A 26,845-nucleotide genomic window follows, 5' to 3' on the forward strand; every position below is an offset into this window, starting at 1 on the left:
GAAACATGCTGTGACAGGCGGGGTGACCTGGACGAGCCGTTAGACGACGAAGAGGTCGTCGAGAAGAAGCCGAGACCCTTGCGCAGCGCGGTCATTCCATATTGGAGGACCGTGCTGCGAGCGTTAAGCGCCGAAGATCTCATTGAGGACGGGAAATTCATTGCCGTGGCTCTTGGTCCCGATTGGGACCGAGGCGTCGTTTCGCTTAAGGCTGCGGAGTGGAAAAAACTCGGATTCAAGGACGGCGACGATCATATCCGTGTTGTCGTCGCGCTGGGATTCTTTCACAATTCAAGGACGAAGGAGAAAGACTCGAATCATATACTCCTATCTTGGGCTGCATCTCTCAGTCGAGACGGACGGATATCTCCCGTCGAAGGCGCGGCGCCGATCATTGCGGATGAGTTTTATGATGACAGCGCTAAGAAGAGGCTCGCGCTTGCGTCGCGTGCAGCAGCAAAAAGATTTCTCGAGGAACGTCCCTGCCCTTCGCCCGAGGACGGCTGGCCTGCGCTTCTTCAGTATGCGCGTGACTACTATCGCGCGGCGTGCCGCAACGGCGTTCTGTTGGATGGTAAAGGGCCGACCACTCGCATCTACGCCGAACCCGAAGAGGGCGATGCGAAGATCGCTAACTTGCTGCGTCTGTATGACGATCTTGAAGATTTGAACGGTGACGAGACCGCCCTCTACGACGCCCTCATCACTCCAAGGTCAAGTTCGCTGGTTCCATCGGATGCGGACCTTCGAGATGTTGCGCATGGCAACGAGGCCTTCCATTGTGCTCACGTCGACCCGCGCTATGGGCTCGACCCGGATCAAAGGCGCGCCGTGCGAAGCCTGCTATCGTCGACGACGCCCTCGATTGTTGCGGTAAACGGACCACCCGGCACAGGAAAGACCAGTATGCTCAAGGGTGTCATCGCGAGCGTATGGATAGCGCCACTACTACAGAAAGACTTTCCAGAGCCGCCGCTTATCATTGCAACTGCCGCGACAAACCAGGCCGTCACAAATATCATCGCTGGTCTAGGGGATACTGCTCGTGGCAACGACCCATTCGAGAAACGTTGGTTACTCGGCGTGAACGGTGAAGAAATCGCACCGTCCTATGGGTGGTTCTTTGCATCGAAAACGTCTGCTAGCAAATATCCGCGGTTCATGCAGCTGACGCTGGAGAAAGGTTTCCCGAGGCTGTATGCGGACAAGGCGGGCAGTGGTGTCGATGGTAGCGATCAGGCACTCGTGTCTCAGTACGTGAAGGCATACGCTGCAGCCACATTAACGCCGATTGGTGTGCATAAAAAAGAATATATCAGGAAGACCATCCTCCGAGCTCTTCTTGAGAAAATTCGGGAATTATGGGCGAATGAGCGACGGCTCTATGAAGAGGCGGTGGCATTCGATAGGAACCCATCTGATCTACATAAGTCCGCGCTCGTTAACGGAATCAACGCCGCTGCCAAGGAGTGTGCAACTGCGGGCTCCGTTGATGGCCGAGCGACGCTGACGACTCTTGTTGCCGCGATCAATGATCGCGATGCGGGGTTCTGGGAGGCGTACGAGTGCTTCGTTGACACGGCGTACCGACGGCGGTTGTTCGCGATCGGCGCAAGGTATTGGGAAGGGCGGTTCATTGTTGGAGAACGAGGAGACACACGACCTGATACCGTTCGGTACTACGCGATGGTCGCGCCCGTTGTCGTTGCGACATGCCACACTCTTCCCAAGCTGCTATTCGACTACGATAAGCAAGAAAAAGTAAATCACCCGCGTTTTGGCTACGCGGACCTTCTGATTGTAGATGAGGCCGGTCAGGCGAATCCGCCGCTAATAGCCGGTCTTTTTGGACTTGCGCGCAAGGCGCTTGTGGTTGGCGACGTAGAGCAGCTCGAGCCCGTGCTAAAGCTTCTCGAGTCGGAAGATGACATGCTTCTTCGTTCCGCGGGACTCGACTCAGCGGGGAGTTCCGTGCAGCCGCTGAAGGCGTCACAAGGAAACGTGATGCGTCTTGCGCAGGCAGCGAGTGCATTTAAGGAGGAGAGTGGTCCCGGTCTTACACTGCGACGTCACTACCGATGCGTCCCTGACATCATCGACTTCTGCAACAGAAATGTATACGGCGGTGATCTGCGCTGTATTCGTCGCAATGATTCGAAGCCGCTGTACGGCAAGCACTTGCTCTTTGTAAGGTCTGACGAGGGCGGTTACCAATCTTCTGGCAGCTGGGTAAATGACCGAGAGGCTGAAGCGATCGCGTCGTGGCTCGTTCGCGAACGTGGGAATATCGAGGCTTGGGCTAAGCGCACAAATCGCGATGGCGATCTGGCGGATATTGTTGGGATTATCACCCCGTACGAGCCGCAGGAATGGAAATTGCGGCACGCGATTGAGGCTGCTTTCTCCGCAGCCGCGGCCACCGAGGACCGCCGAGCTAGCGATGCCGCGATGGTTGAACGGATGACGATCGGGACAGTTCACAAGTTGCAGGGCGCAGAGCGGCCGATCATCATCTTTTCTGGAACGTCTGACAATGCGAAGTCGCGGCCCTATTATGATAAGGATCGACGCCTGCTGAACGTCGCGGTATCGCGAGCGAAAGATACGTTTGTGCTCTTTGGTGAGAGCCAGACGTTTTTCGAGGCTCCCGGTGACGGCGACGGAACTCGCGGAACGTCACTATTGGGAAGGCATGTGCTGGCTCGCGGTAAGCGTCTGTTCCCGCGTAACGTCGTTGTGGTCGAGTCGACGAACAAAACCCGAAAAATTCAGCGTTATCTCGGCGTCGACTATCTTGTGCTGCACTCAGGTGGCCACATTCGGAAGCTTAAGACTGGAAGGCGCGGCGTTGACGTCGATCGCGGGTTTGCACCCGAATACGAAGAGCTCGCCGAAGGGACGCGATTGCTTGATCGAGTGCGAAGAGAGCTTCCTGAGATAGATCGCCTAATATTGGCTACGGACGCCGACCGCGAGGGCGATCACATCGCGCAAGCGATTGTCGAAGCATTGGCGGGTGACGATACGAGTCATGTCACGGTGCAGCGTGTTCATCTGGAAGCGGTAAATCGTGCGGCGGTATCACGTGCGTTTGGCCGGCCGGCTGAGCTGGATCGGCAGTCGGCAGTCGCGGCGCGTACGCGCGAAATACTGGATTACCTGATTGGGCATCTTATCCCGACGGTTTTGCAGAATGATGAGGACGTTCGTGGATCTTCTGGGCGAGTTCAAGCCGCGGCGCTTGCGCTGTTAATGGGCCGGGAGCAAGCTAGGCGGATTCGCGGGCAGAGATATCGTCTGACTCTTGGCGATCCAGACTCCGCCGATCGCACGACGTTGGCGGAACTCATACTTCCGGCAGGCGTGTCACCCCCTCTCGAGGGTACGCGATTCGGGCGTGTAGCCGTGGAATGTCGTGAGCTGCGGCTGCCAAGCGCCCCCGCTTCGACAACGGTTGAGGTATTGCGGCGAGCGTCGTCTGAATTAGGGCTCTCGCCGACCGCTACTATGGCGGCCCTTCAAGAACTATTCGAGGGGCCACGTGAGATTGTCGTAAATGCGTCGCACCCTGCCGATCCGCAGACGGAGCTGCCACTCTAGTGGCCCACGCGCAACTAACTCCAACGGATCTGCGTGTGGCGGCGGAAGATATTCGCAAAATGTATCGTGGCGCAGAGGAGAACGTAGTTCGCGTCTACGATATCGTCCGGCGCTGTTCACTGAGAGCTCTATCGGCGAAGCCGCTCGTCGTGGAGAACGTTACTTCTTGGAAGCAAGGCGATTGGCTTGTCCGTACCGTCGGCAGGAAAATCATCGAATTCGGGTGGCTGGAGTACGACGAGTTCGCAAGGGAGAAATACGCCGAAAGCGACAGTCTAGCTGAGTTGGATGAGGTCTCCGTTTTGGCGACGGAATTGTCGGACGACGTAGGCATGCCACTGGCCGACCTCCTGGAGGCCATGGCCCTCCTCCAGATAGGGCGACCGTCAACATATGCTTCCACTATCCAACGGTTGGTCGAGAAGGGCTATATCGATCTTTCGGGCAGCAACGTGACGCTGACAGGCGGCGGACGTGAGATGTTTGAAGCCCTTCGCCGCAGCATGCCGCTAGTCACTGACGTGTCATTCACAGCCCTTGTCGAGCGGAGCCTCGACGCGATCGCAGCTGCTGAATCCGTCAACGAGTCGCGCCGTTTAGCGGACACTCTTCTGCGCGACCTCTGGGCGAGGCTAAACAGTAAGGACTACTATGTTGCGCAGATCGATGCCGAGTCATTCAACTATGCGCCCAATGTTATCGACGCGGAACGTGTTGCAGAGTATTTGATTCCGAGGGACCATCCGCTACGGCTAGAGCTAAGTCGCTTTGAGGCACTCGCGGTCGATCGGCGCGAGATGATCGACGAAATAGCGCTTAACATCGCTAAGCGAGTGTCGGTGTATGGAGTATTCGCCCTGATGCATATTGGCGCTGCGCTGGGGGCGCGCTCGGCTGAAGAATTGAGCGAACTCCTCGAGTTTGACGTACGGGCGCGATGGTTTGTTGATTATCCGCTTGATCGCTCCGCCTGGCCCGCCGACCTCATCAGGCCAGTAGTCGAGCAAATCCGTGAGCACCTCGGCGGTGGATGAAGATCAGGCGAAGGAGCCGGAAGAAAGGCCTGCATCAGAAGGCTCCTCGGCCGCACAGGAAGGGGCGTCGCGGGTTGCAGGCGGTGGCGACGATGGCGGTTCGGTAACCTATCCGAGAACAGACGGAACGGAACTGGATGAGGACGTCCGTCGCACGGCCGAGGCACTGGGACTGAATCCTGACCTGCTGCGGGACTACGCAGACCTTCGGATACTTACCGACGAGAATCTCGCGGCCATCTCGTATGCGGCTATTCAGTACGACCTGGCCGCGGCTGTTCTATTGATTTCTCAACTGGAGGCGCTCCTTGCGTCTCCGGAGGTGATGAAAAACCCGAGGCTTGCCGGCGCAATTATCGAAGCGCTGCGCCGCGCGCGCCTTGCTGCATACAGTCATCAGGCGCTCGCGAGTCGAAAATCTTGGGCTGAGCAGCATCTGTTCGACACGTCGAGGAGCCACTTCGCATACGCGATGCCCGCATCCGCGGCAAGGAATGCGCTCGACGAGGTCCTCGCCAGGGCGCCGTTAGGTCGAACATCATCAGGCTTTCGTGGACTCGTCGAAGATTTGGGCATGGAAGGCGGTTCATGTTACATCGGCTGGATGATCGGGAAGCCTCTCGATGCACAGTCCCTAGTCTCGTTCACGGGTCGCAATACGTTCAATGGGTTTTACTTTGACCATGAGATCCGTTCGGTACAAGTGCTCGAAGCGAAGGGCGGAGGGTCACACCTTGGATACGCCGCTGGTCTTCGTCAGGGAACCCAAGCGTACTTCGGTCATATTCTGTCGCGCATGGAGAGCTCGCCAGATTCGAGGAGACGCGCTGAGGCCCAGGACCTAATCAAGGCTTACAAGGATGGGTACGACGTGCGGTACGTCGGTGTGCGAACTACGTACGCGACCGGAAGCGAAGACCCCACTAAAGTGTTCGATTCGCGGATTACCCTAGCCTTATGAGCTATCCGTTTGAACTCGATAGGAGCTTCGTCGAACTGCTGCGTGCGAACGCCGCAGAAGTCGTGATCGACATTGACGAGCGAATGTCACCCGACTACCTTGGTCCGCGAGCTGCCCCCGATGCCCTAGCTGCGCTTGCGGCGCGTGAGTGGCGCAGAATCACGGCATTTGAACACGCTGCGGGTCGGGCCGCTGTGCCGCCGGCTGGCCGGGCTGCAGCCTATGCATCGCGAGTTCTCGCCCGGGCGTCTACAATGACGCCGCACAGTTTTTTTAGCTGGTTCGGGATCGCGTTACTGGCAGCGTCCAATGTTCTGGTTGAAGCGCTGTGTGCGCTGGACCTGGGCGTCTTTCGTGAGTCTGGCGCAATAGAGTCACGGGCCGCGGAGGAGTTGGCGCGAGGCTGGCAGCGCGCATTTTCGGCGAACGAGAGCCTCGCTGTATCGGAACGGGTTGACTTCGAGCGCCTCATCGAGCTGGACAAGCTCGATCTCGACCATGCTGACGAATTAGAGAGCCTTTGGCGAGTGACGCTGGCTGTAGCTTCGAGAAGCCCCGACGAATTAGAGGCGAGCGTAGCGTTTCGGGCACGGAGCTTCGATCGTAGAGCGCGCGACGTAGAGGAGCGTTATGTGTCTGACTCCTTGCTCGACCTACCACTGACGGCGCTCGTAATTTACGGTCGGAGTCGTGGCTTGCGAGTGCCGCTTAGGACTCCCTACGTGGCGAAGGTGGAATAGTGGGCTACACCTTAGAGTTATATGCACTCCGGCTTGAAACGCTTGAGACGATTGCGCGCGGCAGCGTTAAGCCCGAAGAGGTCGAACGCGCCATCTGGGATCGTGGTCAGGGAGATATTCGCGAGGGTACCTTTAGCGATGCGGCTGTAGATTTGCTAATCGACCTCATTCGCACGCGAGGTCGCCGCCTTGTCTCACTGGAACACGCAAGCTGGTCGGGACAAGAGTTCCGAGCTACTATCGAACGAATTGCAGGTTCTTCGCTGCTGCGTAGGCCACTGATTGGCATTGAAACGGGTGATTTTCCCTGGATTGGCTGGCTGACGTTGTCAGAGGCAGCGTCGGTTGGAGTGCGCCAACTCGATTCATTCGATTTGTCGGGACCTGACGAACAAGGATGGGCATCCGACCTCTGGCGCGCACTCGATTATGCGACGCGCGTCCAACTTGATGTGGTCAGCATTTACACCTGATGCTGCATGGCATGATGGACCGGCTATTGGGGTCCGGCGACCACCGCCGATGTCATGGCCCAGGCGACCCCATTGCTCGTCCTCTCGCTACCGGGCCTTCCTGGCGGGCAGCCGACCGACCGGTTCCGCTTTCCATCGGGTCCCCCTCAGAGGCGGCCTGCCTGGTCTCCCGAAAGTAGCGCGCCCATGGCTTGTAGCTCCGGTGAGCGAGTGAACCGTGCCTTCTTTACAACTTCGCCGTTTCGCGTTAGTGTAGAGTAACTTCGGGAAAAAGCGAAGTGGCGAGCATTCGGGTGACGCCCTTCTCGGCGGGAGGCAAGCAAGATGTCATCCGGCAGTTCCTTGGCAAGGATGCCAAGCGTCTACCCGGCGTGGCCACTGCGGTCTTTGACGCCCTGCGGGTGCTCGAACTCACCCCGCAGGTCGATCTCAAAGCGCATGGATGCCTGTCGCTGCTGCGCGACGGCGTATGGGAAGTTCGGGTCGAAAAGATTCCCGCCATCAAGAAACCCAAAGACCATTGGGTCCGATTGTTCGTGGCCTACTACCCCACCGGCATCGAGTGCGTCGTCCTTCTCGTGAAAGTGAAGAAGACGAACAAAATTGATCCGGATGATACAAATCAAGCGATACGAAACTTGGGGCTTTACAAGAGACAACGTTCATAGGTGAAAGTAAGCATGAAAACTCAGTCGTGGCGCGGAGACAGTCTGACCGATCAACTCGCAAAGGAGTATCCAGAGCTAGCACGCCATGCCGAGGAAACCGCGGGACTGCCGGAGTTGGCGTCCGCTTTGATCCAACTGCGTGCAAGAGGCGGGTTGCGGCAAGCCGATTTAGCGAAAGCTGGCGGCCTGCCCGTCACCCTCGTTTCGGAGCTCGAAAATGCCCAGAACAAAGGCGTTGCTTGGCGAACGCTGCAGCGCCTAGCAAAAGGAGCGGGGGCCCGGATCGAGCTGTCATTCATCATTGATCCATGCAACGCTGGCGAGGTTAACGTCAGTGTGGTCGGCCCGACCGGTCCGGAAGCCGGCGTCGATTCCGCCGACGCCCGCTGGCGTCGAAATTCCCCATGAACGTTTAATAGCGTCCATCGTGAACGAACTCGCACGTTCTCGCGTGCGCCACCGGGCATTACTGGATATTCTTGAAGAGCGCGGCCTCGTCAAGATCGCCGACAATGTCGAACGCTATCGTCTTGAAGAAGAACGCGACTTCAAGCCACTCGTTACATTCGTGACCAAATCCATGAACCAAATGGGCTTGAAGCGAATGCCGTGACCAAGCCCGAATCCCGAAAGCCCTGGTAGAAATCGGCGTTAGCGGGGACATGGAGAGGTGGCAGAGCGGTTTAATGCAGCGGTCTTGAAAACCGCAGAACGCGATGAGCGTTCCGTGGGTTCGAATCCCACCCTCTCCTTTGCTTCTACGCCAGCAGCTCGACCTTGCCGCTGTGCAGTTCGTAGACGCCGCCGATGATTCGCGCGTGCCCGGCGGCGATCGCGTCGTCGACGATCGTGGACCGTTTGCGAACGTCGTGCACGCCGGTGCGCACGTTGGCTGCGATCGCATCGTGCAGCGAAGCGGCGTGATTCTTGACCGCGGGCGCGATGCTCTCCACCACGTATTGAATCGCACCGGGCTGTGAGGTTCCGTCCTTGACGAACGCGAGCGTGGCTTTGACCGCACCGCAGTCGCTGTGCCCCAGCACCATGATCAGCGGCGCCTTCAGCGCGGCGATGGCGTACTCGACCGATCCCAGGCCGCCGCGATCGACGAAATTACCCGCGACGCGAATCACGAAAATGTTGCCGGGAATCTGATCGAAGATCGTTTCGATCGGAACCCGCGAGTCCGAACAGCCGAGCACGATTGCAAACGGGCTCTGTCCGGCCGCCAGTTCGAGCCGGCGGGCGGTGAGCGGAGGACAGGACGCCTTGTCGGCGACGAAGCGCGCGTTGCCCGCCATCAGCTCTTTCAGCGCGTCATCGGCGCTCAATGATGTACCCCCCGTTGCTGCGAGCGCAGTGCCTTGAAGCGCCAGGCCGGCGCCCGCTTGGAGCAGAAAGGTCCGACGATCGTACTTCATAAATGGGCTCGCTTGGATACTTTCTTGAGACGGACCTGGTTTTGTTCGTGGTTCGCGCTAGGGCCGTTCCTGCTCGGCGCGGCAACGCCGGTTTCATTCGGCCTAAAACCCGAGAGTGCGACCATCAGTCCGCAGGCCAAGATCGCCGAATTCCAATTCTCTAGTCTCTACGCCCAACCCGTCGTCTTCCAAGTAACCATCGCGCCGCGCGGCGCGGATTTCATCGTCGTTCCCGGCGTTTTTCGTATCACGCCGTACGAGACGCGCCTGATCCGCATCGCACTGCGCACGCCGGCCTTGCCGGCCGCCGAAGAACGCTACACGGTTTCGATAACGCAAGTCGTGCCCGGCGCGGCGACGCCGCCGCCGGCGGCTCGCCGGTTCACCGCCGCACTCGTCGTAACGCCTATCGTTCCGGCCGGTTCACCGCAGCCGTGAGAGCGGTCGCGGCACTATTCGCCCTGGTCGTTCTGATCGCGCGTCCGGTGCTCGCGGCCGAGGAAACGACCGACGCGTTCGATCCCGCCTACACGCTCGAACGCTATCGCGTCTCGATCGACGGGGTCGAAGTCGACCCCAGCGCGGCGGTGTACATGAGCACCGACGAGAGCGAAACCGTCTACGTTTCATCTAAAGAGCTCGACGCGTGGAACCTCAAGCGTCCGCGGGAACCGGCCTTCGAGCGCAGCGGACAGCAGTACTTCGGGCTCCAAACCGATTTGAAGCTGGCCACCTCGTACGATCGCACCACCCATGAGCTCGAGATCGTCGCCCCCCGCACCGCGTTTCGCGGCCAACCCAGGCCCGGCAAACCGCCGGTTACGCCCGGCAGCGGCGCGTTCCTGAACTACGATTTGCGCCAGGACAATCAGAGTTACGATTTCTTCGCGGTGAACGGCGCCGGCGTCTTTCAAATGAAGTACATCAGCAGCACCGGCGCCGACGGGTTGCAATTCGTTCGCTCGGTCACGCGCTGGTACCGGTTGTATCCTGCCAGTCACAGTCTCGTCACGTTCGGCGACAACACCAACGTGCCGGGTTGGCTCGGCACGGGCGCGTCCTTCGGCGGACTCCACTACGCGACCGACTACACCAGCGACCCGGAGTATTCGGCGAGCGGGCCGCCGATGGTCTCGGGTTTTGCCGCGTCGCCCTCGCTGCTCGAAGTGTACGTCGATAATATTCTCGAGCTTACGCGCGACGTGCCGCAAGGTCCGTTCACGGTCAACGGCCTTCCGGCGTCGGCGGCCAACTCTCAGATCGTCATGGTGCTCACCGATCGGAACGGAAATAAAACGGTGCAAGTGGCGAGCCCGCAATACACGTCGAGCCCGCTCCCGCGCGGGACGTCGAATTTTCAGTTCGATTCGGGTGTCGCGCACGAAAACGTCAATCAGCGCGGCCAATACTATCGCGGCCTGGTTGCCGACGGAACCTACCGCTACGGCATCACCAACACGATCGCCGGGGAACTCTACGGCGAATCGATCAAAGGTGAGGACTTTGCCGACGGTGGGGCTGATTTCTCGCTCGGCACCAGCACCACGTTCGGCTTTCGCGCCGGCGGCGGCGACCTGCGCCACTCGAGCGAGTACCGCTTCCAGACCAGCATCGGGGGCAACGTCACCTTCAGCGACACGTATCGCTTCAACTCGAGCACGCCGCTCGCTCTCGGGGACGACTTCGACAACGCTCAGTCGCTCATTTCGGAGAACAGCTCGCTCAACGTCACGCTCAGTCAACAATGGGGCCTCGGCTTCCAGTTTCAACGCTCGCGCGACAACATCGGCGGCAGCAACCAGTCCTCACTCTCGACGGACATCAGCTACACCCAAGGCATCCTCAGCCTCACCATTTCGCCGTATTACGATTTCATCACGCGCCAAGCCAGCGCCAACGCAAACGTGCGGCTGCGGCTGGACGCGAACCATCGCCTCACGCTGACCCCGAGCGTCACCGCGAGCGGGGAGACGGGCGCCGGCGTCGAGTGGAGCCAGGATCCCACCGACGACAACCCGATCTCGATGAAGCTCAAGCTTTCAGCGAACGCATCGCAAGATCGCCGCTTCGAAATCGGCGATTCGCTGCCGTGGGCGGTAGCCAACTTCAATTGGCAGCAGCAGAAAGGGGTCGACGGCAGCTCGAACAGCATCAACGAGGAGGAACTCCAAGGCGCGATTGCCACCGTCGGCGGCGGTATCTTCGCGATTCCCACGGTGAACAACGACGAATCCTTCGGCGTGCTGCAAATTCCGGGCGCACAGAACGTGCGCGTCCAGGTCAACGGCAGTCCCGTCGGGCGCACGAACACGCGCGGAAATCTTTTGCTGCGGAATCTCTCGCCGTATAAACTCAACGAGGTCATCGTCGACACTGCCGACGTGCCGATCTGGTACAATCTCGCCGACCCGATCGGCGTCACACCAAGCAAAGCCGCGCCGGTGCGCCTGCGCGCCCGTATCCTCTCGAAGGGCGGTGCGACCTTCACCGCGGTCGACGCACGCGGCATTCCGCTTGCCGCGGCGAGCGATCTGGTGCTGGGCACCGAGCGCTATCCGGTCGGGTACGGCGGCAGCGTCTACGTGCCCGGTATCGCGCCCGGGCGAACGAACTTCACCGGCGTCGCCGACGGCCATCCGTGCACGATCGACCTCGTGATCCCGGGGAACGTCAACGACATCCCGAATCTGGGCACCGTGAGGTGCATCTAGACGACCGATGGACGATTTTCGAGACGGCACATTATTGCGCATCTTCGTCGATGAGGCCGATCGGCACGGCCTGCAGCCGAGCTACACTGCGATTGTCGAGTTCTTGCGCAAACGCGGCGTCTCCGGTGCGACGGTTTTTCGCGGTATCGAGGGCTTCGGTGGCCACGGCGAGGTGCACATGGCACGAGTCTTCTCATGGCTTCCGAATTTGCCGATCCTCATCGAGGTGGTAGACGACTGGCCGGTGCTCGAGCCGCTCATCGGCGAGCTGGAGACGCTGATGGGCGAGGGGCTGCTTACGATCGAGGCGGCGCAGTACTTGCGAATCTCCAAACCAAAATCGACCCACGCCTAGCATGTCTGGAACAGGAGCGGCATCCATCGCTGCGAACGGAGCACTCGAAAAGGCGATGGAGCACCGCCTCTGACTGCCGCGGAGCGGCTGATGGCTCCTATTCGACGACACGTATCGAATGAGGATGCAGGGCGATGAACAATGCCGGTCCATACCGGGTGCGCGTTTCGGCCGCGGTGCTTCGGCCGGGAGACGAACTGCTGGTCGTTCGCGAATCGCACATGGCGCTCGCGGTCGTGAATCTCCCGGGCGGCGCGCCGCAGATAGGTGAGACCCTAGAGCGAGCGGTCGTCCGCGAGGTGCTCGAAGAAACCGGATACGAGGTCGTTCCGACCGAGATTGCGTTCGTCGCGGAAAAACGAAGCGATCGCTACTCGTCGTCGGCGTTGGAGGTATGCTTCTATGCGCGCATTGCCTCGCGGGCCCAGCGCGAGCCGGTGTCCGGTGACGGTGTGCAGGTGGTCGAGTGGCTTCCCTTGGGCCATGCCGACCTCCGGCGTCACTTGCCCCACACCGCGCTGTTCGCGCAGAGCAAACGAGGGCGCTACATCGACCAGGCTTCGCGCGCCGAAACGGCCGGCTACGAGGGGGCCGGGGCGCGCGGCCGGAAGCCCTGACATACGAGAATTCCGGCGATGGGGCCCGCCGAAACCGCCGCGTTCGCGCGGCTGATGGCTCCTACTTCATAGAGAAAGTAGGAGATGTCAGACGTGAACGATCCGGCCGCGACGGACGCAGCCCTTGCCCAGCGGTTGCACGCGGCCGAGCAACGCCTCTCCGAGCGGAGCGAGCGGCTCTACGAACTCCAGCAACACTATTCGTCCGAGCATTTCGCCCTTCAAGAGAGCATGCGCAATCTGAAAATCGAGCGCATGCGCAATGCGGGAGCATACGCGCAGCTCGAGTGGACGATGAAGCGCGCGCGTGCGCTGCAGTCGAGAATCGGCGATCTCAAAAACCGGCTCCGTCGCTACGAAACGGTCGAAGACGAGGAGTTCGATACCGCGCCCATTTTGATCGAAGATAACGCCGCGCCTCAGAGCGACTGACGGGATGGATGAGGTTTCATAGCATTCTTTTCCCAAGCGCTCGGGACGAGCCGGACGGTATTCCCGAAGCGCCGTCTTTCTTCACCGATCTGAATCTCGATCAAATCATCGACGCCATCGTATCCGCGAAAGAAGCGTACGGCCTCAAGCCGTTTTTTTACACGCATCTAAAAACCATCGAGGCGATCCGCTACCGTCACGCGGTGATGCGGGACGTCGAAAAAACGAGGATCTACGCCCTCATCGCGGAGTTTGCCGCGACGATGGATGCGGTGCGTCAGTGGCTTGCCCTCGCGAAGAAATCGTCCTACACATACGAGCGCGCGCGCTGGAGGGTGGACGCCGCCGATCTCTACTGCGAAGCGGCGCGGCGACTCGTCGAGGGACTCGGCGATTCGGACGTCGAGTCCGACGGGCTGATCGCCCTGCGGGATCATCTCCTCGCGTACTTGGAAGCGGACGGCTTTCGCGCGCTCTCGCGCGACGCCGCCTCGCTGCTGACGGACCTCGCGCAAATCGATTATCAGGTGCTGGTCGGCAGCGGCACCGTGACCGTGCGCAACGGCAATCACGAAGGCGACCTCGTGACGTCCGTTCAAGCGACGTTCGAACGCTTTCGGCAGGGTGCAACAAAGAGTTACCTATTGAAGTTTGCGCAGCGGACGTCGATGAACCACATCGAGGCGAAGGTTCTCGACTTCGTCGCACTGCTGCACCCGGACGTCTTTTCGCAGCTCGAACGTTTCGGTGAGACGTACGAGAGCTTCATCGACGAGTCCATCGCTCGATTCGAGCGCGAAATCCAGTTCTACGTCGCGTGCACGGACTATCATCGGGCATTCGAACGCGCCGGGCTGCCGACGTGCTACCCGCTGGTGGACGCGAACGGCAAAGAAGTTCGCGCCGAGGACGTTTTCGATCTGGCGCTAGCCCAGCGTCTCGTCGCTTCAGACGCTCGGGTGGTGAGGAACGACTTCTCCTTGAGCGGACCGGAGCGCGTTTTCGTCGTCTCCGGTCCAAACCAAGGAGGCAAGACGACGTTTGCGCGGACGTTCGGTCAGATACACTATCTCGCCGCGTTGGGTTGTCGCGTGGCGGGAAGGAGGGCCGCAACGTTTCTCTTCGATGCGATCTTCACCCACTTCGAGCGCGAGGAAGACCCATCGGCCTTGCGGGGAAAGCTGGAAGACGACGTCATCCGTATCCATGAAATTCTGGAGCGGGCCACGCCGAACAGCATCATCATCCTCAACGAAATCTTCGCGTCGACGACCGCATACGACGCGAGCACGCTGGCACGGCGGATCATGAGCAAGATACTCGAACTCGATACGTTGGGCGTCTGCGTGACGTTTATCGACGAGCTGGCTTCTCTGAGCGAGAAGACCGTGAGCATCGTCAGTCTCGTCAACCCGGAGAACCCCGACGTGCGGACGTACAAGCTGGCACGGCGCCCGGCCGACGGTCTCGCGTACGCGGTCTCGCTGGCCGAAAAATACGGGCTCACGTACGATCGCCTCCACCGGCGCCTCACGATCGTCGAGCGGCCATGAAGACCTTCCTGATGTACCGCGACCGCGACGTCGACATGCAGCAGGCGCTTCCGTGGAACGCCGGCGATCTTATCCAGGATCTGGGACTCGAGCGGTTGTTCGCGGTGATGGCCTCGGCCGATCGCTTTCTGCCGGAGGTCGCGAAGCGATCCGTTTTGTGCGGGCTCCCCGGCGTGGACTCGATCGTCTATCGTCAGGACGTCCTGCGTGATTGTCTCGCGAATCCCGGCGTCATTCGGGAAATCTACGCGCTGGCGGAAGAAGCGATCAAAAACGAGGGCCACTACTTCTGGGGATTGCGCACGCGAAACGTGGGCTCGATCTTGCGCCGCGGCACCGAGTTGCTGCAGATGTTCCTGGGCATCTTGCGGCGATTGCGCGCTCTCGCCGAGCGGCATCGGAACGACTTTACGTCCGATGGCTTCGAGCGTTTCTTCACGATGCTCGCAAGCGAGCTCGACGACGACTATCTGGCGTTGGCCGAGGACCACCTCCGCCGCGTCGAATTTCGCGGCGGCATCCTGATGAGCGCGCGCCTCGGGCGGGGAAACCAAGGCGACGATTACGTGCTTCGCGACTACGAGCCGAGGCTGCCGCGCTGGTTCGAGAGGTTGTTCGCGCCGAAGGAATCGGGCTACACGTATCGGCTGCACCCGCGCGACGAAAGCGGAATGCGGGCGCTCTCGGAACTCGGAGACCGCGGCATCAATCTCGTCGCCGACGCACTCGCCCAATCCGCCGACCACATCCTCGCCTTCTTCACGACGCTGCGCTACGAGACCGGCTTTTACGTGGCGTGCGTCAATCTCTACGAGGCGCTCGCGGCCAAGAACGAGCCCGTGTGCTTTCCACTGCTTTCGGACGCGGGCACCGGGATTCACGATTTCACCGGATTGTATGACGTGTGTCTGTCGCTCTCGGCGCAGCAGCGCGTCGTTGGGAACGACTGCAACGCCGACGGCAAGGCGATGATCCTGGTGACCGGAGCCAACCAGGGCGGGAAGTCCACCTTCCTGCGCAGTGTCGGAACCTCGCAGCTGATGATGGAATGCGGCATGTTCGTGCCGGCGATATCGTTGCGTGCGAGCCTGTGCAGCGGCCTGTTCACTCATTACAAGCGCGAGGAAGACGTCGAGATGAAAAGCGGAAAATTCGACGAGGAGCTTCGTCGTATGAGCGATCTCACCGGTCACCTGAGACCGAACGCGCTCGTGTTGTTCAACGAGTCGTTCGCCGCGACCAACGACCGGGAAGGCTCGGAGATCGCTCGTCAAATCGCCGAAGCATTGGTTGATTCCGGAATGCGCGTCTGCTTCGTGACGCACTTGTACGAGTTCGCCCATCGAATTTGGGAGGAGCGCGCCGCGCAGACGCGGTTCCTACGCGCGGAACGCGGTCAGGAAGGGAAACGCACGTTTCGACTGGTCGAAGGCGAGCCGTTGCCGACGAGCTACGGCGAGGACGTCTACCGGCGCGTGTTCGCCGGCGAGAAGCGGGGTTGCGCGAAGCAGCGGCAGCCCGGGTGAAACGGTGGTATCCACTCCGGCGTGCGCGGGCGGATGCCCCACTGTTCTTCGCACCGCGGGCAGGCCTCGCTGTAACCGTTCACCTCGAAGCCGCTTGGTGTGCGGTCTCGGGCTACGCGATCGGCGTGGGCGAGCATGCTCAACCAATGGGCGATGATTTCGATCAGACTGAGATCGACCTCGAGCGCTTCCGATGAAACGATCGGGTTGAGCCGAAAGATATTCGCTCGAACGCCGGTGCACAATCCGGCAGCGCAGAGCTCGTCGACCGCGCCGTGCACCCTCCGTCGGTCTAACCCGGTCGTAGATGGAGCGAAGACCACGTCCCGTTCCAGCGTCAACGGGGCGGCACGCGTGCGCACGAGCCGAGCGTTCAGCGAAAGCGATCGCCAAAGGTTGCTGTTCCAATCGCCGGAGGGGCCGAAAGCAAACGTCCAAAGGTGCGGCCGCTCTTGGATCGTTTCCAAGTAGAAGCGATAGGTCATCAGGGGCTCGTACCACAGATTTTTGCCGAGCAGAGCGGCTGCGACGTCCTGGCTCGTGAACGGCATCTCGACGCTGCGTTCGAGAACGCCGCGGGTGATTCGCTCGTCCGCCGACAGCAGGTCCAACGCTTCGGAAAAGCGGTTACGAGAATGCTGCAAGAACCGCATCCAAGATCCGCTCGTCGTGCCGGATGCGCTCCACCTGCGCGTGCAGCTTCGATTCGTCTCCCACGTCGCTCGCGCTCTCGAAGGCATCCTCGACGACACGGCGCGCCGCGCTGAGGCGTTCGCGCACGAGCCCGGCGTTGGCTAAGCGCCATTCGAGCAGATAGCGTACTGCTGCCGAACGCACCCGGCCCTTCGAACGGTCGAGAAGTTGGTTCGCAAGTGCGGCAAATCGTTTGCGCAGAGCGTGAAAACGCAGCGGTCCCGGAAGCGCCGCGAGCATCCCGCCGGTCACGAGCTCCAATCCCGTGGTTGGAACGGGACCGCTCATCCGCGTCGCCGCTTCTCGTGCGCCGAACTCGATGCGGCTCGCGTCGTCGTCCTCGGGTATCTCCAGTCCTAGCGCCTTGCTGCCGGCTTCGGCAAAGCGCTTCTCCAATTCCGTCAGCACACGTAGCGTGGATGCTTTCCGTTTTTCGACTCGCAGCTCGAGCGCCGACGACACCTGCGCGGACCACTCCGCCTCGCACTCCGCCACGCACGCGTGAAGCGCACGTTCGCCGCGCCCCGGCCCTTCCTCCGCGTATCGGTCGATTTGGGCCGAAACGGTGGAGATGCCGCCCTGCAAAAGCGTACCGAGAAGCGCATCCACGCAGACCAGCTCTTCGTTTGGAAATTGTTCGATCGCGCGGACGAGATCGGCTCCGCGCTCTTCGATCTCGGTGGCCAACTCGGAGAATAGCGCACGGGCGCGCTCGCGCTCGGCAGCCGGAAGCATCGCCGCAGCGCAACGGAGTTGCATTGCGCGCCGGATGCGCGAAGCCGCGCGCTGCACGCGCCGCGTGCGGGACCGCCGCGCGAGAATCCCGCCGCTCTCGGCGAGCGTACGCACGATCGTCTCGCGCAGCTCTACGATCCGCTCGTCGGAGTCCCTCGCGTTCACCGCGAAGAGAGCGAGGCCCGCAGGCGTCCCTTCATCGACGGTGCGCTGCGTGAACGCGAGGATCTCGGCCTCCGCGCCGCGCACGAGGTCGATCTTCGCGACGACCACGAACACGCGCTCGGCCAGCTCCGTGAGCTCGCGGAGAAACAAGCGCTCCTCTCCCGTGATCGGCGGCTCGGGACCGGTGACGAACAGGGCGAGATCGACCCGCTCGCTCGCCTCGCGCGCGGTCTGGGTATTATGGGTGAGCGTCGAACCGATTCCCGGCGTGTCGATGAACGTGATGTCGTGCAGCAGCGGCAACGGTAGCGTCACGTCGACGTACGCGACGCCGAGATGATTGCGCGGATTGCATTCTTCGGTGACGTAGGACGCGACGTTTTCAAGTTTCGTCCGTTCGGAGCGGCCATCGAAGAAGTGAACGGTCAGTCCGCGTTCGCCGAAGACGACGCGGGTCGTTACGCCGGTCAGAGGCAAACGTCCCGTCGGCAAGACGTTCTCCCCGAGGAGCGCGTTCAGTAACGTGCTCTTGCCGCGCTTGAACTGGCCGAGCACCGCGACGGCTGCGGTTTCCCTCGTTGCCTGATCGACGATCGAGTCGACGTCCGCGCGCAAGAGATCGTCGCCGTATGCGATGGCCAGATGCGCAAGCTCGTCGAGTTCGGTCGCGCGCTCCGGTTTCCAACCGGGCATCACGACGACCGTGCGCACAGGGCCAGACCGATGCGGGTCTTGACGATCCCCAAACGATCCAGACCGTGTGCCAGAACGCGATCGAGTGCGGCCTGTAGGCCGGCGCCGATTTCGTCGCGGACGGCTCCTCGCAGTTCCTCGATCCAATCGTCGACCTCGGACCGATGCGCGGGCGGTTCGGGAATTCGCATTCCCGCGACATCGAAGCGCCCGATCGTAAACATTCTGGGCAGAAGGCGCTTCGCGGCCACCAGATGCGTCGCTCGTATCGCGTCCGCGATCCGGGTCTCGGATTCTGCCAGCTCGCTCGTGTAGATTTTGAAGCGGGCGCGAGCGCGCAATTGGACGTTGCTGCACGCCGTTCGTGCGCAGCGCATGGCGATGCGCTCGAAGGTCTCGCGGCCAAGGTTGGCGACATGCGCTTCGCGCCGGGCGGCGCCGAGCGGCCGCGCGAGGAACCGCTCCATTCTCGCGGCGTCGTCGGCGCATCCGGCGACCAATCGCACGCGGGCTTCCGCTTCGACACTGCGCAGCGCCGCGAAGAGGGCTTCGAACCGCACCGAGTCGGACATATGAAAAAAACTCCTGATCACTTGACGCATCCGATCAGGAGCCATCAGCCGCAGCCGGCGGTTTCGCGGGGGCGCTCCATCCCCGTCAACGATATTTTCTGGAATCCGAGCAGAACGCCCTCTCTTCCAGACCGGTGCCGGCCGCGCGTCGGACTATCATCGAGTTCGACGAACCTTCGGCATTTGCGGGTCGCGTACGCAACGTCGGCGATCGACGATGATCCCGGGAGAATCTTTGGAAGGTGAGCGTTCTGACGCGTGAGAAGGAGGGCCCAAAGAGACCACGGGAGCGATGGAGCTCGCTTACCGCCCGGACGGGCTGATGGCTCCTACTCACTGCTTTGCGTTTGAGTATGGGAGCTTTTTGTGGTAGCCGTTGTTGCCTTCGAGCACGCAGGTAGCGGTGGATGACGCAGTCGATCGCCCTTAACCTCCTCCAAATCGCCTTCGTCCTGCTGCTCTCCCCGCTTTTTGCCGGCATCTTGGCGCGATGCAAGGAACTCGTGCAGTCGAAGCGCGGGCCGAGCATCTTTCAGCCCTACCGTGACCTGCGCAAATTGTTCGGCAAGGACGAACGCATTTCCGAGGACAGCAGTTGGATCTTCCGGAGCGCCCCCTACTTCGTCTTTATCGTTCCCCTCATCGTTACGCTGCTGATTCCGGTCCTGACCGATTTTCCGCTGTTCTTCGCGTTCGCCGGCGACATGGTGGGCGCGGGCTTCATCCTGGCGATTTCCGGAATGTTCTTCACGCTCGCGGCGATCGACGGCGGCAACCCGTACGGCGCCATGGGCGCATCGCGCACGCGCATGGTCGGCTTCCTCGCCGAGCCCGTGATCATCATCGTACTCTTCACGGTCTCGTTCGTCGCGAACTCGACGATTCCGTACATCGTGCAGCAACATTGGGTCCACCCCATTGCGAACTTCTTCGCTCCCTCACACGTGCTGCTGCTCATCGCGTTCTTCATGGTGCTGCTCGCCGAGACGGGAAGACTCCCGGTCGACAATCCGAGCGGCCATTTCGAACTTGCGATGGTCGACGAATCGAAGGCGCTCGAATTCTCGGGCCGCTCGGCGGCGCTGATCAAGTACGGCGGATACATGAAGTTCGTGGTGCTCTCGATCGTGTTTCTCAACGTCCTCACCACACCATGGGGCCTCGCAACGAACGGATCGCCGGCGGGCCTCGCGCTCGCGATCGCCCTCGTCGCGGTCAAAATTCTCGCGCTGATCGCCGTCATCGTCGCGGTGGAGTCGTCCTACGCAAAGCTGCGGCTCTTCCGTATTTCGGAATTCTTGGCTGCCGCATTCGTGGTCTCCGTCACGGCGATGATCACCGAGATTCTGCACCTATGACGGCATTGCTGCTCGAACTCAACGCGCTGGTGCTCGGGCTCTTCATCATCAGCACGATCGCAATGACGGTGACGCGTCAGATCGGCGCCTGCATGCAGATCTTCATCGTGCAGTCATTGCTGCTCGCCGCTTCTGCGTTTCTGCTCGGCGCGGCGCCCTTCTCGTGGCATTTGTTTGCACTCGGTTGCGTAACCGTGGCGTCGAAAGCCGTCATCATCCCGTGGCTGCTGCGCCGGCTGGTGCCCGGCGAAATCGACCGGCGGCGCGAACTCTCACAAGCGATCGACGTTCCGACGACGCTGCTCATCGCTCTTGGTCTTACGTTCGCAGGGTATGCGTTTGCCCAGCATCTCGTGCATGCCGCTGACAATCTTTCGCCCGGAAACATTTCGATGGGCTTCGCCGCTCTGCTGGTGGGATTGCTGCTGCTGGCGGTGCGCATCGAAGCCGTGCCGCAGCTCTTGGGCCTTCTCGCGATGGAGAATGCCGCATTTCTGGCGGGCATCGCTATTGCGCCGGACTTCCCGCTCATCGCCGAGCTCGCGATCGCATTCGACGTTCCGCTGCTCGCCTTCATCGTCGCACTGCTTGCGCGGATTGCGTACCGCAGCATGGGAACGACGCAAGTCGGTGGGCTCGCTTCGCTGAAGGAGCGGCAATGACGCTGCTCGCGATTCCCGTGATCGCGCTCGCCGCCGCTCTCTGGTGCGCGATTCCACGCAGCGCTCGCGCCGCGCCGGCGGTTACACTCGGCGCGGCGGTGGTTGCGTTCGCGCTGTCCACCCAGGTGCTCTGGGCGCTCAGGTTCGGGGCAACGCTCGCGCCTGCGCGCGGCTGGGTCGAAACGGACGCTCTCGGCGCATTCCTGCTCGTGCTGATTGCATTCGTCTATATGACGGCCGCGCTCTACTCGTGGGGCTATCTGAACGCCGAGGGAACGACGGCGCGCCGCGTCCGTCTCTACCATGCGAACTTCAATTTGTTCGCGTTCTCGATGTTTTGCATTCCGCTGGTGAGCGAACTCGGCCTGGTCTGGATCTTCGTCGAGCTGACGACGCTGCTCTCGGTGCTGCTCGTGAGCTACGCGCTCACGCCCGAAGCGGTGGAAGCGGCATGGAAGTACATGATTCTCACGCTGCTCGGCGCGACGACTGCCGTGCTCGGCGTGCTCGTCCTCTTCTGGGCTCTGCACACCACGGGCAGCACCGACTTCACCTGGGCCGGTTTGAGGGCGGCGGCTCCCCACATGCCGCAGGCGCTGCTCGGTGCGGCCTTCGTCCTGTTGCTCGTCGGATACGGAGCGAAGATCGGGCTGGTGCCGCTTCACACCTGGCTGCCCGACGCGCACAGTCAGGCGCCCTCGCCGGTTTGCGCGATGCTTTCGGGCATCGAAACCAGCGCGGTACTGTACGTGCTGCTGCGCCTTCGCAACGTGTTCGCGGGGGACCCGGCACTGCACGTCGGCACATGGTTCGCCCTCGCCGGTTTGATCTCGGTCGGAGTCGCTGCCCTCCTCATCGTGCAGGCACGCGATTACAAGCGCTTGTTCGCGTTCTCGACCGTGGAACACATGGGAATCATGCTCACGGCGGCCAGCATACTCACGCCGTTCGGAGATACGGCGACACTGTGGCAGATGCTCGCACACGCCGTGACCAAGTCGTTTTGTTTCTACGCTGCCGGCATCGCGGTCATCGTGACGGGTTCGCGTGAGATCGCCGACGTGCGCGGATTGCTCGGCATCAGCCGCGTCGCGAGTGCGGGACTGCTCGTCGGAGGTCTGGCGATCGGCGGCGCTCCCCCGATGGCCGTGTTCCCGAGCGAACTGGCGATCGTGCGAGCGGCGCTGCAGGCGCACGGATACGCCGTCGCGTCATTGCTGGTGCTCTTCATCGTTGTCGCGTTTTTCGGCGTCATGTGGCACGTGACGTCGATGCTCGCCGGGCCACCCGTCACCTCCGCTCGCCATCGGGTGCCGGTCACGTGCGCGCTGGCCCTCGCGGTGGCGGCGATTCCCGTCTTCGTGCTGGGCCTGTGGATTCCGAGCGGTTTATCGCAAGCGCTCGAAAGCGCCGCGAAGGTTCTGGGAACGTAGGCGATGCTGACCGAATTCGCGGAACTGATGCGCTCGCTCTGGCCGACGCTCGAATGGCGCATCGTCGATCGAACGATTAGCGTCGACGCCGACGCTCGCTACCTGCGTGCGATCGTGAAGCTTCTCCACGCGCAGCATTGGCGGATCGGGACCATCGTCGCACGCGAGCGCGGACGCGGATTGGAGGTGCGCTACGTTCTGTACGCGAGCGACTATCCCGGCTGGACGGAGCTGCGCGTGGCCGTCGACCCGGTCGAGCGAGCGCTTCCGAGTCTGACGAACGTCGTCATCGCATCGGACTGGTTCGAACGAGAAATCGAGGACCTGTTCTCGATTCGCTTTCTCGAGCATCCCCGGCTCGGGGACTTCGTGCTGCACGACGACCAGTGGGCCGAAAACCTCGGGCTCATGCGCCCGCACGTGCGCTCGGCCGAGGACGTGCCCGTGCACCGTCGCGAGTGGCATCCCAAACGCGTTCTCGAAGAAGAAGGAGCATTCGTGATGACGGTTGGTCCCGTCTACTCGGGTGAAGCGGAGTCGGCACTCTTTCTTCTCGAGACCGTCGGCGAAGACGTCGTGCGCGCGGTTCCGCGGTTGTTCTTCAAGTATCGCGCGATCGAGAAGATCGCCGAAGGGCGCACCATGCACGACGTGCTGCTGCTGGCCGAACGCTGCAGCGGAACCTCCGCGATCGGCAACGCCCTCGCCTATTGCCAAGCCGTGGAAGCGGCGCTCGGCGTCCGCGTGCCGGCGCGTGCGTCGTCGCTGCGCGCGTTCTTCGCCGAGCTGGAACGGCTGCGTCACCACATGACGTCGATCCGCGAGATATGCGCATCGACCGCGCTGACCGTCGCCGAAAGCCAAGCGATCTGGATCGAGGAACAGCTGCTGCGTATCAGCGGCTCGCTCGCCGGACACCGCTACCTCTTCGGGGTGCTCGCGATCGGCGGCGTCACGCGTGACTACGATCGCACGATGCTGCGCTCCGCGCTTACCGCGACCGAGGCGCTCGAGCACCGGGTCGAGTCGCTGCGAGCCGCCTTGGAGACCTCGAGCAGTTTCCTCGATCGGATCGAACAGATCGGCATCGTTTCGGAGCAGGCTGCGCACGCGTTCGAAATCGTGGGACCGTTTGCGCGCGCAAGCGGCGTGGCCTTGGACATGCGAAGGGTGCAGCCCTACGGTGCGTACGGCGGCATTCGATTCGACGTGCCGACCGAAAAGGACGGCGACGGCTACGCGCGATTACGCGTGCTCTTCGCGGAGATGACGCAATCGCTCCGCATCATGCGGGCGCTGGCGGAAGACTTTCCCGAAGGGGCGGTGCTGGGGGAGGTCGGTGCGCGAGGTTGCCATGCCGTCGGCTGGAGTGAAGCGCCGCGCGGCGCGTCGGTGCAGTGGGTCGAGCTGAACGATGACGGAACCGTCGCGCGATACCGGTTGACGCCGCCTTCGTTCAGGAATTGGCACGGGTTCCACGTCGCGACCGAAGACTTTGCGTTCCAGGACTTCCCGATCGTGCTTGCCACGCTCGATCTTTCCGTCGCGGAGAACGACCGCTGATGAAGAACTGGTTTCTGCGCGGACTCCTAGCGGGCGTTCGCACCGAACGGCCTCCGGACGGAGGCGACGTCGCGACCGCGCTCGCATCCGGCTTGCCGAAAACGACGCAGAGCACGCAAGAACGCGCGCTGGCGCTGGCGCAGGGTTGCCCGACCGGCGCAATTGAAGCGGACGCGGCGATCGCCCGTGTGAACCAGGACCGCTGCGTTCTCTGCATGCGCTGCAAAGGTGAGGGAGGAACGCAGTGGCGGCACGACGTGACTTGGGCGCATCCGCCGGATGTGAACGCGCGCGAACCGCTGGCCGGCCCCTTTACGCGCTCGCTGAATGTACGCGTCGTTGACGCGGGTGATTGCGGTTCGTGTCTGAACGAGCTCGCGCAGATGAACGGCCCCTCCTACAACCTCCATCGGTTCGGTATCTTTATCACGCCGACGCCGCGTCAGGCGGACGTGCTGCTGGTCGTCGGGCCGGCGACGCGTCAGATGCACGATGCGCTGCGCGCAGCATACGAGGCTATGCCGGAACCCAAACGGGTGGTGGCGGTCGGTGTGTGCGCCGCGACCGGCGGTGTATTCGGCCCGTCGCTGATGTCCTCGGGAGGAATCGCCGAGGTGATCCCCGTCGACCTGGTCGTTCCCGGCTGCCCGCCGCCGCCGCTCGCGATCATCGACGCGCTTCGCTTCGTCTGCGGCCAGTCACCGCGGGTTTCGCGCCCATGACATCGCTCGTTTTGACGGTCGCGGCACTTGCGCTGTGCGCCGCCGGCGCCGTCGTCGCGCTTGCGCTGGCGGAACGATACGCATCGCGCGTCCTTGCGGTCACCGGCTGTACGGCGGCAACGCTCTCGTTCATCGGCGGCGCGATCGCTCTTGCCGCCGGGCCGAGCGGCGATGTCGCACTGTGGTCGTTGCCGGTCGTCGGCACGATCACGATCGGCACGACGGCGCTCGGGTCGTGGTTCGCCTGCGTGGCCTCGCTCGTGTACGTCCCGACCTCGCTCTTCACCCTCCGGTATCTCGAACGGTACGCCGGCGAATATTCGCTGCGCGCTTTCACCGTGTGGTACTGCGTCCTGCTCGCCGGGATCATCGGACTCTTCGTCTGCGCCGACGTGACGTCGTTCTTCATCGTCTGGGAGATCATTGCAATCGCGAGCGCGTTGCTCGTCGCATTCGAATGGCGCCGAGCCGGCAACGCTCGCGCTGCGTTCGTGATGCTCGGCATGAGCGAAGCCGGCACCATGGCCGCGCTTCTCGGTGTCCTGCTCGCACGCGGGGATTCGCTCTCGTTTGCGGCGGCCGCGCCTCCGCTGAGCGCCCCCTTGTCGTGGGCCGTGTTTCTGCTCGCATTCTTCGGATTCGGCGTGAAGGCCGGGCTCTTGCCCATCAACTCGTGGTTGCCCCGCGCGCATCCCCTTGCGCCCGGCAACGTGTCCGCGCTGCTTTCCGGCGTGATCCTCAACGTCGGCGTCTACGGAATCGTGCTGGTCGATACGGTGCTTGCGCCCTCGCGCATCCCGGCTCAGGGTCTCGTGGTCATGGCCGTCGGTGCCGCGTCTGCTTTGGTCGGCATCCTCTACGCGACGATCGAGGACGATCTCAAGGCAATGCTCGCGTATAGTTCGATCGAGAACATCGGGATCGTCCTGACGGCGTTCGGGGCAGCCTTCGTGTTCGCGGCCGAACGTCAGCCGCTCTTCGCCGGGATCGGTTTCGCCGCCGGGCTGTATCATCTGACCAATCACTCCGCGTACAAAGGGCTGCTCTTTTTAGGGGCGGCGACGGTCGACACGAAGTTCGGAACACGGTCGATGAACGCGCTCGGCGGTATTATCCGCGCGCTGCCGATCACGACCGCGTTGTTCTTCGTCGGTGTGCTCGCGATATCGGCCATTCCGCCGTTGAACGGCTTCGTGAGCGAGTGGATGACGTTCCAGGCTCTGCTGCGCAGCGTGCAGCTCGGTCCCTTGACGTTCCGTGTCATTTTCGCACTTTGCGGCGCGACGCTGGCGCTCACCGCGGCACTCACGGTAACGTGCTTCGTGAAGGCGTTCGGCATGTCGTTTCTCGGGCTGCAGCGTACGCCGCGGCCGAAGCCGGCGGAAGCATCGCGCAGCATGCTCCTCGGGATGGGGCTGCTCGCGCTCGAGTGCGTGCTGCTCGGCACGTTGCCCACGTACGTACTGCCGCTCATCGGCCGTGCATCGAAGACGGCGTTCGGTTCGGACGTCGTCACCGGCACGCTCGTTCCACCGTTCTTCAAACCAGGCGCTCCGCCGAACCCGCTCCCGCCGGACTTCGTTGCATCCTTCCACGCGCTCGGCGCACAGATCGGGCAGTGGCTCCCGGGCAGAGGACTCGTCGTGATGCTGCGCGGAGGCGAGACGAACCCGGTCGTCTTCGCGATGTCGACGACCTATCTGTGCGTAATCATCATCGTCTTGTTGCTCGCCACGTACGGCGTGGTTCGGTTCATCACGCGGGCGCGGCGCGCCGAGCGTTCGAACGTGTGGGCCGGCGGGCAGAAATCGCTCTCGGCGGAGATGACGTACACGGCGACGGGCTTCTCGAACCCGGTCCGCGTCATTTTCGATGCGATCTTTAACCCGACCGAGGTTGAGAACCGGCGCGAGACGATTCACGAACATTTCCGGGCGGCGATCCTGCGCGAACGTGAGGATGTGTTCCTCGCCGATCGTTTGCTCAGTGCCCCGATCGCTTCAGCCGTGCGCGCCGCCGCGTCATTCCTGGCGCGAATGCACCACGGAAGACTCTCGGCCTATGTCGGATACGCGCTCGGAACACTCTTGGTCGCGCTCGCTGTCGTATCGGTGATGAACTAGGGAAGCTCTGAAAAGGAAATCGGTCGCCCTGCCTG

25 protein-coding genes, 1 tRNA gene and 4 riboswitches are annotated in these 26,845 nt (G+C 62.0%); of the genes, 22 read left to right on the plus strand and 4 right to left on the minus strand.

Annotation, left to right across the window (positions count from 1 at the left end; genetic code table 11):
- Positions 1-78 precede the first annotated feature (78 nt).
- From VMF11_06525 to VMF11_06565, 9 genes are all read left to right on the plus strand, one after another.
- On the plus strand, positions 79-3,600 hold the full coding sequence (locus tag VMF11_06525; protein ID HTU69960.1) for an AAA domain-containing protein: 3,522 nt from the start codon (positions 79-81) through the stop codon (positions 3,598-3,600).
- Complete coding sequence (locus VMF11_06530) at positions 3,600-4,634, plus strand: DNA topoisomerase (protein HTU69961.1); 1,035 nt, start codon at positions 3,600-3,602, stop codon at positions 4,632-4,634. The genes VMF11_06525 and VMF11_06530 overlap by 1 nt, the downstream gene beginning before the upstream one ends.
- Positions 4,612-5,595, plus strand: a complete 984-nt coding sequence (locus VMF11_06535) for a hypothetical protein (GenBank protein ID HTU69962.1) — start codon at positions 4,612-4,614, stop codon at positions 5,593-5,595. Before VMF11_06530 ends, VMF11_06535 begins: the two co-directional genes overlap by 23 nt.
- Positions 5,592-6,335 carry a hypothetical protein gene (locus VMF11_06540; GenBank protein ID HTU69963.1) on the plus strand — a complete coding sequence of 248 codons (744 nt, stop codon included), beginning with the start codon at positions 5,592-5,594 and terminating at the stop codon, positions 6,333-6,335. The genes VMF11_06535 and VMF11_06540 overlap by 4 nt, the downstream gene beginning before the upstream one ends.
- Positions 6,335-6,808, plus strand: coding sequence for a hypothetical protein (locus tag VMF11_06545; protein ID HTU69964.1), 474 nt, complete (start codon positions 6,335-6,337; stop codon positions 6,806-6,808). Before VMF11_06540 ends, VMF11_06545 begins: the two co-directional genes overlap by 1 nt.
- Positions 6,809-7,086: 278 nt before the next feature.
- On the plus strand, positions 7,087-7,476 hold the full coding sequence (locus VMF11_06550) for a hypothetical protein (protein ID HTU69965.1): 390 nt from the start codon (positions 7,087-7,089) through the stop codon (positions 7,474-7,476).
- Positions 7,477-7,488: 12 nt separating this feature from the next.
- Positions 7,489-7,884, plus strand: a complete 396-nt coding sequence (locus VMF11_06555; protein ID HTU69966.1) for a helix-turn-helix transcriptional regulator — start codon at positions 7,489-7,491, stop codon at positions 7,882-7,884.
- A gap of 19 nt (positions 7,885-7,903) precedes the next feature.
- The gene (locus tag VMF11_06560) at positions 7,904-8,089 is read left to right on the plus strand and encodes a hypothetical protein (protein HTU69967.1); all 186 of its coding nucleotides are present in this window, start codon (positions 7,904-7,906) and stop codon (positions 8,087-8,089) included.
- Positions 8,090-8,140: 51 nt separating this feature from the next.
- A tRNA-Ser gene (locus VMF11_06565) sits at positions 8,141-8,228 on the plus strand.
- A 6-nt stretch (positions 8,229-8,234) separates the two neighbouring features.
- On the opposite strand, the gene VMF11_06570 is transcribed toward VMF11_06565, so the two are convergent.
- Entirely contained in the window at positions 8,235-8,897 is a 663-nt protein-coding gene (locus VMF11_06570; protein HTU69968.1) for a carbonic anhydrase, read from the minus strand.
- Positions 8,898-8,921: 24 nt separating this feature from the next.
- Between VMF11_06570 and VMF11_06575 the strand changes: the two genes are divergently transcribed.
- The 7 genes from VMF11_06575 (at position 8,922) to VMF11_06605 (ending at position 16,091) form a co-directional block, all read left to right on the plus strand.
- Complete coding sequence (locus VMF11_06575) at positions 8,922-9,335, plus strand: fimbria/pilus periplasmic chaperone (GenBank protein ID HTU69969.1); 414 nt, start codon at positions 8,922-8,924, stop codon at positions 9,333-9,335.
- Positions 9,332-11,608, plus strand: a complete 2,277-nt coding sequence (locus tag VMF11_06580; protein ID HTU69970.1) for a fimbria/pilus outer membrane usher protein — start codon at positions 9,332-9,334, stop codon at positions 11,606-11,608. Before VMF11_06575 ends, VMF11_06580 begins: the two co-directional genes overlap by 4 nt.
- 7 nt (positions 11,609-11,615) lie before the next feature.
- Positions 11,616-11,963 carry a DUF190 domain-containing protein gene (locus VMF11_06585; protein ID HTU69971.1) on the plus strand — a complete coding sequence of 116 codons (348 nt, stop codon included), beginning with the start codon at positions 11,616-11,618 and terminating at the stop codon, positions 11,961-11,963.
- 42 nt (positions 11,964-12,005) lie between these two features.
- Positions 12,006-12,070: riboswitch (Fluoride riboswitch) on the plus strand.
- 27 nt (positions 12,071-12,097) lie between these two features.
- On the plus strand, positions 12,098-12,580 hold the full coding sequence (locus VMF11_06590; GenBank protein ID HTU69972.1) for an NUDIX hydrolase: 483 nt from the start codon (positions 12,098-12,100) through the stop codon (positions 12,578-12,580).
- A 5-nt stretch (positions 12,581-12,585) separates the two neighbouring features.
- Positions 12,586-12,651: riboswitch (Fluoride riboswitch) on the plus strand.
- Positions 12,652-12,673: 22 nt separating this feature from the next.
- Positions 12,674-13,012, plus strand: a complete 339-nt coding sequence (locus VMF11_06595) for a hypothetical protein (protein ID HTU69973.1) — start codon at positions 12,674-12,676, stop codon at positions 13,010-13,012.
- An 8-nt stretch (positions 13,013-13,020) separates the two neighbouring features.
- Positions 13,021-14,565 carry a hypothetical protein gene (locus VMF11_06600; protein HTU69974.1) on the plus strand — a complete coding sequence of 515 codons (1,545 nt, stop codon included), beginning with the start codon at positions 13,021-13,023 and terminating at the stop codon, positions 14,563-14,565.
- Entirely contained in the window at positions 14,562-16,091 is a 1,530-nt protein-coding gene (locus tag VMF11_06605; GenBank protein ID HTU69975.1) for a hypothetical protein, read from the plus strand. The genes VMF11_06600 and VMF11_06605 overlap by 4 nt, the downstream gene beginning before the upstream one ends.
- On the opposite strand, the gene VMF11_06610 is transcribed toward VMF11_06605, so the two are convergent.
- The 3 genes from VMF11_06610 to VMF11_06620 are packed head-to-tail and all read right to left on the minus strand — an operon-like array spanning position 16,031 to position 18,949.
- Entirely contained in the window at positions 16,031-16,702 is a 672-nt protein-coding gene (locus VMF11_06610; GenBank protein ID HTU69976.1) for a hypothetical protein, read from the minus strand. The two genes, VMF11_06605 and VMF11_06610, sit on opposite strands and share 61 nt — an antisense overlap.
- A gap of 16 nt (positions 16,703-16,718) precedes the next feature.
- Complete coding sequence (locus VMF11_06615) at positions 16,719-18,395, minus strand: dynamin family protein (GenBank protein ID HTU69977.1); 1,677 nt, start codon at positions 18,393-18,395, stop codon at positions 16,719-16,721.
- On the minus strand, positions 18,377-18,949 hold the full coding sequence (locus VMF11_06620; GenBank protein ID HTU69978.1) for a hypothetical protein: 573 nt from the start codon (positions 18,947-18,949) through the stop codon (positions 18,377-18,379). Before VMF11_06620 ends, VMF11_06615 begins: the two co-directional genes overlap by 19 nt.
- A gap of 28 nt (positions 18,950-18,977) precedes the next feature.
- Positions 18,978-19,042: riboswitch (Fluoride riboswitch) on the minus strand.
- 186 nt (positions 19,043-19,228) lie between these two features.
- Positions 19,229-19,288, plus strand: a riboswitch (Fluoride riboswitch).
- Between the two features lie 68 nt (positions 19,289-19,356).
- On the opposite strand from VMF11_06620, the gene VMF11_06625 reads away from it, so the two are divergent.
- Genes VMF11_06625 through VMF11_06650 form a run of 6 tightly spaced genes read left to right on the plus strand, consistent with a single transcriptional unit; the run spans position 19,357 to position 26,810 of the window.
- Entirely contained in the window at positions 19,357-20,307 is a 951-nt protein-coding gene (locus VMF11_06625) for an NADH-quinone oxidoreductase subunit H (GenBank protein ID HTU69979.1), read from the plus strand.
- Positions 20,304-20,969, plus strand: coding sequence for a hypothetical protein (locus tag VMF11_06630; protein HTU69980.1), 666 nt, complete (start codon positions 20,304-20,306; stop codon positions 20,967-20,969). Before VMF11_06625 ends, VMF11_06630 begins: the two co-directional genes overlap by 4 nt.
- Complete coding sequence (locus VMF11_06635; protein HTU69981.1) at positions 20,966-22,402, plus strand: proton-conducting transporter membrane subunit; 1,437 nt, start codon at positions 20,966-20,968, stop codon at positions 22,400-22,402. The genes VMF11_06630 and VMF11_06635 overlap by 4 nt, the downstream gene beginning before the upstream one ends.
- A gap of 3 nt (positions 22,403-22,405) precedes the next feature.
- Positions 22,406-23,965, plus strand: a complete 1,560-nt coding sequence (locus tag VMF11_06640) for an NADH-quinone oxidoreductase subunit C (protein ID HTU69982.1) — start codon at positions 22,406-22,408, stop codon at positions 23,963-23,965.
- Positions 23,965-24,687 (plus strand): hypothetical protein, encoded by a 723-nt coding sequence (locus VMF11_06645; protein ID HTU69983.1) that lies wholly within the window; start codon positions 23,965-23,967, stop codon positions 24,685-24,687. Before VMF11_06640 ends, VMF11_06645 begins: the two co-directional genes overlap by 1 nt.
- Complete coding sequence (locus VMF11_06650) at positions 24,684-26,810, plus strand: proton-conducting transporter membrane subunit (protein HTU69984.1); 2,127 nt, start codon at positions 24,684-24,686, stop codon at positions 26,808-26,810. Before VMF11_06645 ends, VMF11_06650 begins: the two co-directional genes overlap by 4 nt.
- Positions 26,811-26,845: the final 35 nt, after the last annotated feature.

Source organism: Candidatus Baltobacteraceae bacterium, from assembly GCA_035502855.1.
GTDB lineage: Bacteria > Vulcanimicrobiota > Vulcanimicrobiia > Vulcanimicrobiales > Vulcanimicrobiaceae > Aquilonibacter.